Source organism: Brevundimonas sp. SGAir0440 (assembly GCF_005484585.1).
In the GTDB taxonomy this organism is placed as follows: domain Bacteria; phylum Pseudomonadota; class Alphaproteobacteria; order Caulobacterales; family Caulobacteraceae; genus Brevundimonas.
Map to the genome: position 1 here is coordinate 1,262,407 of NZ_CP039435.1, position 12,712 is coordinate 1,275,118.

12 protein-coding genes are annotated in these 12,712 nt (G+C 67.7%); 6 read left to right on the plus strand and 6 right to left on the minus strand.

The window, feature by feature from the left end; translation table 11 throughout:
• Positions 1-30: 30 nt before the first annotated feature.
• Complete coding sequence (gene dxs, locus E7T10_RS06105; protein WP_137721115.1) at positions 31-1,944, plus strand: 1-deoxy-D-xylulose-5-phosphate synthase; 1,914 nt, start codon at positions 31-33, stop codon at positions 1,942-1,944.
• Between the two features lie 9 nt (positions 1,945-1,953).
• On the opposite strand, the gene gcvA is transcribed toward dxs, so the two are convergent.
• Entirely contained in the window at positions 1,954-2,883 is a 930-nt protein-coding gene (gcvA, locus tag E7T10_RS06110; protein WP_137721116.1) for a transcriptional regulator GcvA, read from the minus strand.
• A 123-nt stretch (positions 2,884-3,006) separates the two neighbouring features.
• On the opposite strand from gcvA, the gene cysG reads away from it, so the two are divergent.
• Genes cysG through E7T10_RS06135 form a run of 5 tightly spaced genes read left to right on the plus strand, consistent with a single transcriptional unit; the run spans position 3,007 to position 8,429 of the window.
• Positions 3,007-4,392, plus strand: coding sequence for a siroheme synthase CysG (gene cysG, locus E7T10_RS06115; protein WP_137721117.1), 1,386 nt, complete (start codon positions 3,007-3,009; stop codon positions 4,390-4,392).
• A complete protein-coding gene (locus E7T10_RS06120) occupies positions 4,389-4,664 on the plus strand; it encodes a DUF2849 domain-containing protein (RefSeq protein WP_137721118.1) in 276 nt (91 codons plus the stop codon). The genes cysG and E7T10_RS06120 overlap by 4 nt, the downstream gene beginning before the upstream one ends.
• Positions 4,664-6,331 carry a nitrite/sulfite reductase gene (locus E7T10_RS06125; RefSeq protein ID WP_137721119.1) on the plus strand — a complete coding sequence of 556 codons (1,668 nt, stop codon included), beginning with the start codon at positions 4,664-4,666 and terminating at the stop codon, positions 6,329-6,331. Before E7T10_RS06120 ends, E7T10_RS06125 begins: the two co-directional genes overlap by 1 nt.
• Positions 6,318-7,394 carry a phosphoadenylyl-sulfate reductase gene (locus E7T10_RS06130; RefSeq protein WP_137721120.1) on the plus strand — a complete coding sequence of 359 codons (1,077 nt, stop codon included), beginning with the start codon at positions 6,318-6,320 and terminating at the stop codon, positions 7,392-7,394. The genes E7T10_RS06125 and E7T10_RS06130 overlap by 14 nt, the downstream gene beginning before the upstream one ends.
• 36 nt (positions 7,395-7,430) lie before the next feature.
• Positions 7,431-8,429, plus strand: a complete 999-nt coding sequence (locus E7T10_RS06135; protein ID WP_137721121.1) for a cysteine synthase A — start codon at positions 7,431-7,433, stop codon at positions 8,427-8,429.
• A 10-nt stretch (positions 8,430-8,439) separates the two neighbouring features.
• Here E7T10_RS06135 and E7T10_RS06140 read toward each other — a convergent pair whose 3' ends face one another.
• From E7T10_RS06140 to E7T10_RS06160, 5 genes are all read right to left on the minus strand, one after another.
• Positions 8,440-10,227 carry a DUF885 family protein gene (locus E7T10_RS06140; RefSeq protein ID WP_210416168.1) on the minus strand — a complete coding sequence of 596 codons (1,788 nt, stop codon included), beginning with the start codon at positions 10,225-10,227 and terminating at the stop codon, positions 8,440-8,442.
• Between the two features lie 50 nt (positions 10,228-10,277).
• The gene (locus E7T10_RS06145) at positions 10,278-10,778 is read right to left on the minus strand and encodes a hypothetical protein (RefSeq protein WP_210416169.1); all 501 of its coding nucleotides are present in this window, start codon (positions 10,776-10,778) and stop codon (positions 10,278-10,280) included.
• An 11-nt stretch (positions 10,779-10,789) separates the two neighbouring features.
• The gene (locus tag E7T10_RS06150; protein WP_039246948.1) at positions 10,790-11,218 is read right to left on the minus strand and encodes a hypothetical protein; all 429 of its coding nucleotides are present in this window, start codon (positions 11,216-11,218) and stop codon (positions 10,790-10,792) included.
• A 142-nt stretch (positions 11,219-11,360) separates the two neighbouring features.
• The gene (gene flgH, locus E7T10_RS06155) at positions 11,361-12,083 is read right to left on the minus strand and encodes a flagellar basal body L-ring protein FlgH (RefSeq protein WP_045810385.1); all 723 of its coding nucleotides are present in this window, start codon (positions 12,081-12,083) and stop codon (positions 11,361-11,363) included.
• Between the two features lie 12 nt (positions 12,084-12,095).
• Positions 12,096-12,710, minus strand: coding sequence for a flagella basal body P-ring formation protein FlgA (locus tag E7T10_RS06160; RefSeq protein ID WP_137721122.1), 615 nt, complete (start codon positions 12,708-12,710; stop codon positions 12,096-12,098).
• Positions 12,711-12,712: the final 2 nt, after the last annotated feature.

Here is a 12,712-nt window from a genome sequence, read left to right on the forward strand (position 1 = left end):
TGATCGACCAGACTTTCCAAGGTTTTACGGCTGATGCCCGACACCCCGCTACTCGACACCGTCAAGACGCCCGCCGACACGCGGGACTTCGATATCGCCCAGTTGAAACAACTGGCGCAGGAGGTGCGGGCCGAGACGATCGACGCCGTGTCCGTCACCGGCGGCCACCTTGGCGCGGGGTTGGGCGTGGTCGAACTGACCACGGCGCTGCACCATGTGTTCGAGACGCCCAAGGACATCCTGATCTGGGACGTCGGGCATCAGTGCTATCCGCACAAGATCCTGACCGGGCGGCGCGACCGCATCCGCACACTGCGTCAGGGCGGCGGCCTGTCAGGCTTCACCAAGCGCAGCGAGAGCGAATACGATCCGTTCGGCGCGGCCCACGCCTCGACCTCGATCAGCGCCGCCCTGGGCTTCGCCGCCGCGCGCGATCAGAAGGGCGAGAAGAACCGCGTCGTGGCCGTCATCGGCGACGGCTCCATGTCGGCCGGCATGGCCTATGAGGCGATGAACAACGCCGCCGAGGCGACCAGCGGCCAACTGATGGTCATCCTGAACGACAACGACATGTCGATCGCGCCGCCGGTCGGCGGGATGAGCGCCTATCTGGCCGGCCTGGTGTCGGGTGGCGCCTATCAGAACGTCCGACGCCTGGGCAAGACGGTGGCCCAGCACTTGCCGCGCCCCTTCCGCAAGGCGGCCAAGAAGGCCGAGGAATACGCTCGCGGCATGGTCACCGGCGGCACCTTCTTCGAGGAGTTGGGCTTCTATTATGTCGGCCCGATCGACGGCCACGACATGGACAATCTGGTGCCGATCCTGAAGAAGGCGGCCGCCATCGAGGACCGTCCGGTGCTGGTCCACGTGGTGACACAGAAGGGCAAGGGCTACGCCCCCGCCGAAAGCAGCGCCGACAAACTCCATGCGGTCGTCAAGTTCGACGTGGTCTCAGGCAAGCAGGCCAAGGCCATCTCCAACGCGCCCAGCTACACCAAGGTGTTTGGGACCGAGCTGATCAAACACGCCAAGGTCGATCCGTCGATCGTGGCGATCACGGCGGCCATGCCGTCGGGCACGGGTCTGGACCTGTTTGGCCAGGCCTTCCCTGAGCGGACCTATGACGTCGGCATCGCCGAGCAGCACGCGGTGACCTTCGCGGCCGGTTTGGCGGCGGACGGCATGAAGCCGGTCTGCGCGATCTATTCGACCTTCCTTCAGCGCGGTTACGACCAGGTGGTCCACGACGTGGCGATCCAGTCGCTCCCGGTGCGCTTCGCCATGGACCGGGCGGGTCTGGTCGGATCGGACGGGGCGACCCACGCCGGTTCGTTCGACATCGGCTTCATGGGCGCGCTGCCCGGCATGGTGCTGATGGCGGCGGCGGATGAGGCCGAACTGGCGGCGATGATCTCGACGTCGCTGGCCATCGATGACCGGCCCAGCGCCTTCCGTTATCCGCGCGGCGACGGCGTGGGTGTGGAGATCCCTGATCTGGCCGCCCCGCTGGAGATCGGCAAGGGCCGGATCGTGCGCGAGGGCACTTCGGTAGCCATCCTCAGCCTGGGCACCCGTCTGCAAGAATCGTTGAAGGCGGCGGACATGCTGGCCGCCAAGGGCGTGTCGGCCACCGTCGCAGACGCCCGCTTCGCCAAGCCGCTGGACGCCGATCTGATCCTGCGTCTGGCGCGCGAGCACGAGGCCCTGATCACGGTCGAAGAAGGTGCCATGGGCGGCTTCGGCGCCTTCGTGCTGCAGCTGCTGGCCGAGAAGGGCGCGCTGGACGGCGGGCTGAAGATCCGCACCCTGAACCTGCCCGACGTCTTCCAGGACCAGGATGCGCCGATGGCCATGTACGCCCAGGCCGGCCTGAACGCCGAACACATCGCCGCCGCCGCGCTTCAGGCCCTGGGCGTGACCGCCGATCAGGCCGTCAGAGCCTAAATTCCGGGCCTAGAGTTGGCCCATCGTATTGTCGTGATCGACGGCCTGTTTCTTCAGCCAGCCGACGAAGGCGGTCGCGCTGGGTGAGGGCGGGCGGTCGCGGGGCTGAACGACATAGTATGCGAAACCGACCGCTTCGGACCCGTCAGGGAACGGCGCCACCAGCCGCCCCGATGCCAGGTCCGCCTGGGCCAGGGTGCGTTTGGCCAGCGCCACGCCGCGCCCCGATATGGCGGCCTCGATCAACAGACCCGACTGGTTGAAACGTGAGCCGCGACGCGGGTCGGGGTGACGAATGCCGCGCGCCTTCAGCCACATGGCCCAGTCCGGTCGGCTGGGATCGCCGTCATTGGACATGTCGTGCAACAGGGTGTGTCCGATCAGATCGGCGGGTTTGCGGATCGGCTTGTCGCCATCCATCAACGATGGAGCGCAGACCGGCAGGACCGTTTCGGTCATCAGCCTATCGACCGTCAGGCCAGGATAGTCGCCGGGACCGTAGCGCACCGCCAGATCGACCTTGCCCTCGCTCAGATCCGCCGGCTCCATGTCGGCCGAGATCCACAGTTCGATCTCGGGATGGGCGGTGTGAAAGTCGTCCATACGCGGCATCAGCCATTTGGAGGCGAAGCCGGGCGCCACGCTGATCGACACCTGTTTGCGACGCGGCGGTTCGCGCAACAGGGCCGAGGCGTCCATCAGCCGCTCGAACCCCTCGCGCAGCAGCGGCACGGAGGAACGGCCCAGGTCGGTCAATTGAAGGCCCCGCGCCTCGCGCACGAACAGCGGTCCGCCGACGATGTCTTCCAACAGGCGGATCTGTTGGCTGACCGCGCCGGGCGTCACCGACAGTTCGTCGGCGGCGCGCGAAAAGTTCAGGTGACGCGCAGCGGCCTCGAAGGCGCGCAGGGCGTTGAGCGGGAGCAGGGATCGGACCATCGCGGATAGAAATCCTATCAGCGAGGCAAAGGCAATCTGGTTTGCGGCTCTGGACGGGGAAGACGAAGGTTCGCGCCCTGCCGTCGCCCTGTTTCCTCTCCCGACGGCCCAGAAAGCAAGACGATGCGTGTATTTCTCGCCTCTATTCCGCTGGAGGCCGCAAAGATCGTGATCATCGGCGGCGGCGAGCCGGCGCTGGCCAAGCTGCGACTGTTCCTCAACACGCCGGCCGAGTTGGTCTGGTTCGCACCCGACGGCGCGCCCCCCAAGATCGAGACGCCGTTGACGGCGCCGGAGCCGGTGCTGCGTTCGCCAGAGGCTGAAGACTTGGCGGGCGCACGGCTGGTGTTCATGGCGCTGGACGACGCGGAAGAACTGACGCGGCTGGGTCATTTCGCGCGCGCAGCGGGCGCCCAGGTCAATGTGGTGGACAAGCCGCATCTGAGCGACTTCCAGACCCCAGCCCTGATCGACCGCGACGAGGTCGTGATCGGCGTGGCGACCGGCGGATCGGCGCCCATCCTGGCGCGGGACATCCGCACGGCCATCGAGGGCGTGCTGCCGGCCGGACTGGCCAATGTGGCGCGGCTGGCGCGCGAGTTGCGCGACACGGTCAAGGCCAGCGTGCCGGACTTCATGGCGCGCCGTCGCTTCTGGGAGAAGGCCTTCCGGGGTCCGGCCGCGACGCTGGCGGCGGAAGGTCGAACCGCCGAGGCGCGGCGCGAGATGCTGCGCCTGCTGAACGTCGCCGCGTCGGAACAGGGCGTCGTCCACATTCTCGGCGCCGGGCCGGGCGACCCGGAACTGCTGACCCTGAAGGCGCTGCGTGTGTTGCAGGACGCCGACGTCATCATCCACGACCGGCTGGTGCCCGAGGCGGTGCTGGAGCGCGCGCGGCGCGACGCCAAGCGGCTTTATGTCGGCAAGGCGCGGGGCGAGCACTCGGTGCCGCAGGATCAGATCGAGGCCCTGATGATCGCGGAGGCTCGTGCTGGACACCGTGTGGTGCGGCTAAAGGGCGGCGATCCCTTCGTCTTCGGGCGCGGCGGCGAGGAGTTGGAGGCCATGCGGGCAGCCGGCGTTCCGGTCTTTGTGGTGCCCGGTGTGACGGCGGCCCTGGCCTGCGCGGCCTCGGCGGGCATCCCCCTGACCCACCGCGACCACGCCCAGGCGGTCACCTTCGTGACGGCTCAGGCCAAGCCGGGCGGTGTCGAGGCCGACTGGACGCGACTGGCCGGCCCCAACCACACCCTGGCCATCTACATGGGGTCGGACCGTGCCGAGGAGACGGCTGCGCGCCTGATCGCGGCGGGGCGTTCGCACTCGACGCCCGTCGCCATTGTCGAGAACGGCAGCCGCCCGGATGAGCGGGTTCTGACCGGCCGACTGGACGGGCTGGGCGCCCTGGTGCGCGGCTCCGATCTCACAGGACCGGCCCTGTTGTTCGTCGGCGAAACGGCGGCCTTCTCGGCGGCCCAGCTGGATGTTCGAGCTGAGGTCGCGGCGTGAAGATCGTCACCGCAAACCGCCTGTCGGACGGCCGCGTCATCTATGTGGGCCTCGACAACGAGCCGGTCGAGCACATCGATAAGGCTTCGGTGCTGGACGATACGGCGGCCGAGGTCGTGCTGGCCGAGGTTGCCGGGCGGCCGGACGTCTTCGTGAACCCCTATCTGTTCGAGGTTCAGGACCACGCGCCGTCAGGCCGCGATCGACTGAAGGAACGCATCCGCTCGGCCGGGCCGACCGTGGGCCACAGCGTGGCGGGAGGCGTCGGCTGATGTATCGCTATGACGAGTTTGACCACGCCCTGGTGCGCGAACGGGTCGAGGAGTTCTCAGATCAGGTGGCGCGCCGCGCTTCCGGCGCCCTGACCGAGGACGAGTTCAAGCCGCTGCGGCTGATGAACGGCGTCTATCTGCAACTGCACGCCTATATGCTGCGCGTCGCCGTTCCTTATGGCGTGATGAGCAGCCGTCAGCTGCGCCGGCTGGCCCATATCGCGCGGACCTACGACAAGGGCTACGGCCACTTCACCACCCGCTGTAACATCCAGTACAACTGGCCGGCCCTGACCGATCTGCCGGCGATCCTGAGCGATCTGGCTGAGGTCGAGATGCACGCCATCCAGACCAGTGGCAACTGCATCCGCAACACCACGACCGACGTCTTCGCCGGCGCCGCCGACGACGAGATCGAGGACCCGCGTCCCTGGTGCGAGATCATCCGTCAGTGGTCGACCATCCACCCCGAGTTCAGCTTCCTGCCGCGCAAGTTCAAGATCGCGGTGATCGGCGCCGAGAAGGATCGGGCGGCGATCCGCACCCACGATGTCGGCCTGCAGATCGTGAAGGGCGAGGACGGCGGAACCGCCTTCCGCGTCTTCGTCGGCGGCGGGCAGGGGCGTTTGCCCCATATCGGCCAGCAGATCGCGGCGGCCATCCCGGCGGTGGAACTGCTGGCCTATCTGACCGCCATTCTGCGAGCCTGGAATCTGCTAGGGCGGCGCGACAACATCCACAAGGCGCGGATCAAGATTCTGGTCGCGTCTCTGGGCATCGAGGCCTTCCGCGAGGAGGTGGACAAGCATTACGCCACCTTGCGCCGTGAGGATCTGCGGATCCCCGACGATGAGGCAGCGCGGATCAAGGCCTATTTCGCTCCGCCGCCGTTCGAGGATTTGCCCAAGGTCAGCGGCCCGTTCGACCGCGCCCTGCTGGCCGATCCGGACTTCGCCCGGTTTGCGCGCAACAACGTCCGTCGTCATCGCCAGCCGGGGTACGCCTCGGTAGTGGTGTCGCTGAAGCCGGTCGGCGGCGTGCCCGGCGACATCACGGCGGACCAGATGGACGCGGTGGCGGACCTGGCCCAGCGCTACTCCTTCGACGAACTGCGCGCCGCCTATCAGCAGAACCTGGTCCTGCCGCATGTGAAGCTGGACGACGTGCCGACGGTCTGGCGGGCGCTGCGAAAGGCGAGGCTGGCGACGGCCAATGCCGATCTGGCGACGGACGTGATCGCCTGCCCCGGCCTGGACTATTGCAGCCTGGCCAACGCCCGCTCGATCCCGGTGGCCCAGGCCCTGTCCAAGCGGCTGGCGGACATGGACTATCAGGAGAAGCTGGGGCCGGTCCGCATCAATATGAGCGGCTGCATCAACGCCTGCGGCCACCACCACGTCGGCCACATCGGCGTACTGGGCGTCGATCGCAAGGGCGAGGAATACTATCAGATCACCGTCGGCGGTTCGCCCGACGAACAGGCGGCGCTGGGCGACATCGTCGGCAAGAGCCTGCCGGCAGACGAGGTCGCGCCTGCCATCCAGCGGACCCTGGACCGCTATCTGCAGATCCGCACGGATGGCGAGCGGTTCATCGACACGGTGCGCCGCGTCGGTCCCGATCCCTTCCGCGACGCCATCTATGAGACGCTCGATGCAACGGCTTGAGGGCATACAGAACGGGCTGCGCCTGTCGGTGACGACCCCGCTGGAGGAGGTCGAGGCCGCCGCCGCGAGCGAAGACACGCTGGTGCTGGAGTTCGACGCCTTCCGCGACGGGCGCGGTTTCTCGTTGGCGGCGGTGTTGCGAGAGCGCGGTTACGCCGGGCGTCTGATCGCGGCGGGCAAGGTCCTGCCGGATCAGGCGCGACACCTGCGGCGTTCGGGTTTCGACGCGGTGGAGCTGGCCGAGGGGGCGGATACAGCGGCCTGGGACCGGATGGACCGGGCGTTCAGCGCCGCCTATCAGCCCGCCGTCGATCCTGCACCGACGATCTGGCAGCAGCGGCGTACGGCGTCCAACGACCGCGACCTGGACGCCCTGGCCGATCGGCTGAACCGCGAGACGGAGGGCAAGGACGCGTCCGAGATCGTGAAGGCGGCGCTGAATCCGGCGCTCGGCCTGCGGGTCGGCGCCATCTCGTCGTTCGGGGCCGAGTCCGCCGCCCTGCTGGACATCATCGCTGGCGAGGACAAGGCCGTGCCGGTGGTCTTTCTGGAGACGGGCCAGCATTTCCTTCAGACCCTGTCCTATCGCACCCAGCTGACCAAGGCGCTGGACCTGACCGACGTGCGGCTGGTCACGCCGGATGCGGGCGAGAAGGCGACGTTGGATGCGCGCGACGACCTGTGGAAGACCGACGCCGACGCCTGCTGCGACCTGCGAAAAGTGCGGCCGCTGGCGCGGGCGACCGTAGAGTTCAATGCGCTCATCACCGGGCGCAAACGCTATCAGGCCGCGACGCGGGCAAAGCTGAAGCCGTTCGAGGTGTTGGACGGGGTGCTGCGGATCAATCCCCTGGCGAACTGGGACACCGACGACGTGGAGGCCTGGCTGGAGGAGAACGATCTGCCGCGTCACCCGCTGGTCGAGCAAGGCTACCGATCCATCGGCTGCTGGCCTTGCACCCGCGCGGTTCAGGACAGCGAAGACGCCCGCGCCGGACGTTGGTCGGGCATAGACAAGGTTGAGTGCGGCATCCACTTAGGGCAACGCCAAGCCGCCGCCTGATCCGCCCTGTTTCGACCTTCGCCTGAAAGCCTGACCTTGTCCGCTACGTCATCCGTCATCGACCTAATCGGCAATACGCCGCTGGTGCGCCTGAACCGTCTGTCCGACGCGACGGGCTGCGAAATCCTGGGCAAGGCCGAATTTCTGAATCCCGGCGGTTCGATCAAGGATCGCGCGGCCCTGTCGATCGTGCAGGGCGCGCGGGCGTCGGGCGCGCTGAAGCCCGGCGGGACGATCGTGGAAGGCACGGCCGGCAACACCGGCATCGGCCTGGCCCTGGTCGGCGCCGCCTTGGGGCATCCGGTCGTCATCGTCATTCCTCGCACCCAGTCGGAAGAGAAGAAATCCGCGATCCGTTCGCTGGGCGCACGGCTGGTCGAGGTGGACGCCGCGCCCTTTTCCAGCCCGAACCATTTCGTCCACTATTCCGGGCGTCTGGCTGCCGAGCTGAACGACAGCGAAGAGGCCGGCGCCATCTGGGCCAATCAGTTCGACAACACCGCCAATCGCGAGGCCCATTACAACACGACCGGCCCCGAAATCTGGACGCAGACAAACGGTCAGGTCGACGCCTTCGTCTCGGCCGTCGGCTCAGGCGGGACCATCGCCGGCGTCGGCGCCCATCTGCGCGAACAGAAGCCGGATGTGACCATCGCCCTGGCCGATCCAGCGGGCGCGGCCATGTTCAACTGGTTCACCAGGGGCGAGATGACGAGCGAGGGATCGTCGATCACCGAGGGGATCGGCGTGGCCCGCATCACCGGCAATCTGGAAGGCTTCAGACCCGACTACGCCTATCGGATCGAGGACGCGGAGTTTCTGCCGATCCTGTTCGACCTGGTGAAGCACGAAGGCCTGTCGCTGGGCGGATCGGCGGGGGTGAATATCGCCGGCGCGGTGCGGCTGGCGCGCGAGCTTGGCCCCGGCAAGACCATCGTCACCTGCCTGTGCGATCCCGGCTCGCGCTATGCGTCCAAGCTGTTCAACCCGGAATTCCTGCGGTCAAAGGGTTTGCCGGAGCCGGACTGGGCGTAAGCCGCACAGCTTATTTCGCCTTCTGCTCCGCGATCCAGGCGTCCATCCGCTGGTCCAGCAGCGCCAGCGGCAGCGGCCCCTCGACCAGCAGGGCGTCGTGGAAGGTGCGGACGTTGAACTTCGACCCCAGCTCCCGCTCGGCCCGCGCGCGGATTTCGCGCAGGCGAATTTCGCCGATCTTGTAGGCCGTGGCCTGGCCGGGCCAGCCGATGTAGCGCTGAAGCTCGGTCTCGATGTTGTGGGGCGCGAGGGCCGAGTTGTCGCGGAAACAGGCGCGGGCCTGTTCTTCGGTCCAGCCCATCCAGTGCAGGCCAGTGTCCGCGACCAGTCGGCAGGCGCGCCACATCTCATAGGACAGGCGGCCGAACCGTTCGTAAGGCGTGCGATAGAAGCCCATCTCCTCGCCCAGATATTCGGCATACAGGCCCCAGCCCTCGGTATAGGCGCTGACATTGGCTTGGCGGCGGAAATAGGGTTGGCCGGGCGCCTCCTGCTGCAAGGCGATCTGGAGGTGGTGGCCCGGCACGGCTTCATGCAGGGTCAGGGCAGGCAACTCGTAAAGCGGGCGCTGATCCAGCTTGGACGTATTGACGATGTAATGGGCCGCGACGCCGTTCTGCATCGAACCGCCGTTGTAGCGGCCGGTGGTGTAGTTTTCCTCGATCTGCGGCGGCACGGGCTGCACGTCGTAGGTCAGGCGGGGCAGGGTGGCGAACAGAGGGGGCAGGCCGCCATCCGCGCGCTTGGCCATCTCCGAGGCCTGCTGCAACAGGGCCTCGCGGCTGGTCGCATAGAACTGAGGATCGGTGCGCAGGAAGTTCAGGAAGCCGGCGAAGTCGCCGGTCCAGCCCGACGCCTTCATTTCCACATCCATGCGGGCGCGGATGCGCGCGACCTCGTCCAGACCGATCTGATGGATCTGGTCCGGCGTCAGGTCGGTCGTGGTGTGGCCGCGCACCAGATAGGCGTAGAGTGCCTTGCCGCCGGGCCGATTGCCGATGCCCGGCTGGACCGGCGCCTTGGGCAGATAGTCGCTTTCGAGGAATTCCAGCCAGGCCTGGCGCGCCGGAAGGATCGTTTCTGAAACTGCTGCCGTCGCCTCTGCAGTCAGGCGATCCTTGTCTGCCTGAGACACGGTCGAGGGCAGGGTCGATAGGGGCTTCAGCAGCGGCTCGGCGTCCGGCTTGATCGCCACATCGTTTCGCGCCAGCGTCAGGGCGCTTTCGGTTACCGATCGGGCCTGGACCAGACCGGTGTCCAGGCCGCGCCGGGCGTTGGCCGTCGTCTGGGCGTAGATTTGACCAAAGCCCCGGATACGCTTGATATAGGCCTCGGCCTCCGCGACGGAGTTCAGGCGCGTGCTGCCGCCAACATAGAGCGCCCAGGTTCCGGGGCCGCCTTCGGAGTCGAACGCCAGGCGGCTGGTGTCGTAGTCCAACCCTTCCAGGCTGCGGTTGAGCGTATAGAGCAGGAAGGCGTGGTTGATGCCGCCGGCGTGGGAAAGATTTGCCGGGTCGATGGCCGTCAGCCGCCGCACGAACCCTTCCAGCGGCGCGCGCTGGGCCAGTTCGAATTCGCGCGACAGGTCGGGCACGCGGCCCATCGCCTCGACATCGCCCTCACCGCTGGCCGAGATGGGATCGACGGACTTCAGATAGGTTTCGTAGTCGGCGATGACGGCGTTCAGCGCGGCGTCTGCCGGCGCAACTGCGACGGCGGCGGGCGGCGTTTGCGCCACAGCCGCGATCGGCGACCCGGCCGCAAGCATGGCTGCAACAGCCAGATAAGAAATCTTCATGACGCCCCTCCTGTCAGGATGGGGCACGCAAGCCGAGCAGAGCCGATGCGTCAACCGCAGACGGTGAAGAACCGCTCGATTTGCACCTTTGCGGCGGGATGGGCGGCGTAGATGTGACGTTCGTCGTCAGCCCAGGCGGCGATCCAGCCCAGACGGCGGAAGCGCTGGAAGACCGGATCCTTGGTCTTGGCCTGAGCCGTCAGCAGTTCGCCGTCATGCACGACGGCCGGCTCGGATGCGGCGCGATAGCGCTCGGTGTCGCCGCCGGATTCCAGATAGATTTCGCGGCCCGGCTTGTCGCTGGCGGCCGTCAGTTCAAGAGCGCTGGACCCGGCCTGACAGGCCAGCTTCAGCTTGACCTCGTCGCTGTTGGCGACGCCGTAGGCCAGCATGGCCTCCTGCCCATCGGTGTTCAGGAACCAGTCGTAACCGGGCGTGGGCGCGGGCGCCGATGCGGTCGCCGCAGAGCCGGCTGCGGGCATCGGGGCCTGGGTCGCGCAAGCCGCAAGGGCCGAGACGGCGATCAAGGCTGATGTCAATCGAAGACGCATGCGTGGGTTCCTCAGCCGGCGCAGCGATCGGCGAAGCGACGCAGCTTGGCCATGTGCGGACGCTCGACGGTGATCGTGCTGGTGTCGTCGCCGACGGCGATCGTCATCCGGCCGTTCGACACGAAGGCGGAAAAGGCGGGGTGATCGACGGGGATGGCCGTCTCCAGCTTGCCGCCACGCCCGACGCGGGCCTCGCTGGTCGCCGTCGACCCGCCTGAGGTGATGCGCGCAAAGCCGGCGGACGCATCCTCGCCATAGACCGCGACCGAGACCGCGCCCGAACCCGGCAGGCATTGCAGCGTGGCGCGCAGGCTGGCGGTGTCGGGGATATCGTTGGCCAGGACCATCGGTCCTTCGCCCTCGTACAGGCTCCAGGTCCAGCCTGCGCCGGGCGCAGTCTGTATCGCGGCCGCCATCAGGGCGGAGAGTATCAGCATCATGTGTCAGCCCCCGCCGACGACGCGCGTCGTCGCGTCGCCTTCAATGTCGTCAGACGCGGCTGTGACCGCAAGGGATCGGACGACCGCATTTCCCTTGAACGCGGTTATCCGTCAGCAGTTCAACCCGCAGGGTCGGCGCGCGTCAGAACGGGCTGAAGCGTTCCGCCAGCGCCTGACCCACGGGCGGGGCCTGGACGCGGCTGACGTCGCCACGACCGCCGTAGGAGATGCGCGCCTCGGCGATCTGGGTGTGGTTGATGGCGTTGGCTGATGAGATGTCCTCGGGACGGACGATGCCGGCGACGGTCAGTTCGCGGACCTCGCGGTTGGTGCGCACTTCCTGCCGACCCTGGATCACCAGATTGCCGTTGGCCAGGACGTCGGTGACGACGGCGGCGATGGTCAGCGACACCTTCTCGGCGCGGGTGACCGAACCATTGCCCGACGACTTCAGATCGCCTTCCATGCCGACCATCTTCGACGGATCGAAGCCGCCGGGGAAGGCCCGGCCCAGGCTGCTTTCCAGGCCGAACAGGTTGCTGACGCCCGCGTTGATCTCGTTGGAGCGCGAGCGCTGGGTCGAGTTCTGGGTCTGGGCGCGATCGTCGATGTCGATCTTGACCGTCAGGATGTCGCCGATGTGGCGCGCGCGCTGGTCGCCGAAGAAGGTGCGGGCGCCCGTGCGCCACAGGCTGTTGGCGCTGGCCGGCGTGGTCTCGCGCGCGGGCAGATAGGCCTGCTGCGCCGGAATCAGGGCGGCGGGATAGCCGATGGGGGCCAGTTCCGGGCCGCGCACCGTCTCGGCGACGGTCGAGCAGGCAGCGAGCGGGGCGAGGGCGGCGAGGATCAGGACGGCTTTACGCATGACTTGGATTCCCTAGCGGGCGGCGAACTGTTGGGGATTGGCGCGGGCCATGTCGGCGCCGGGGCCGGCGATGGCCTGGCCGGGACCGGAGGCGACCGCGTCGATGACACGGTTGGAGGCGGTGTTCATGATGGCGACCGGCTCGCCCAGACCCGCGTTGCGCATGGCCTTGCCCATGACGGCCAGGTTCACGCCGCCGACCTGATAGGTGACGCGCACCATATCGTTGCGGGCGATGACCTGCGGCGCGGCTCCGGGGCGATAGGTGGCGCGGGCGATGGGCTGAGCGGCTAGGACGGTATCCGCCGGCGCGGCCTCGGCTCCGGTCTGAACAGGTCCGGCCGAACGGCGCACGGCGACGCGGCGCAGGCCGTTCGGATTGCTCCAGTCCAGGCCCGCCTGACGCGCCTGGGCCTGAAGTTGACCGGCGTCCAGCACGACCGAGGGACCGACGCGTTCGGCGACGGCGACATTGGCCGCGGCACCCGCTCCCTCGAAGATATCGCCCAGGGTGACGCGGCCGTCGTCGTCCACCGGGTTGGCGCGCAGCACGACCGGGTTGGCGAGCGCGGCGCCGGTAAAGGCGCTGACGGCGGCGGCGAGCAGCAGGGAACGGATCAGGGTCATGG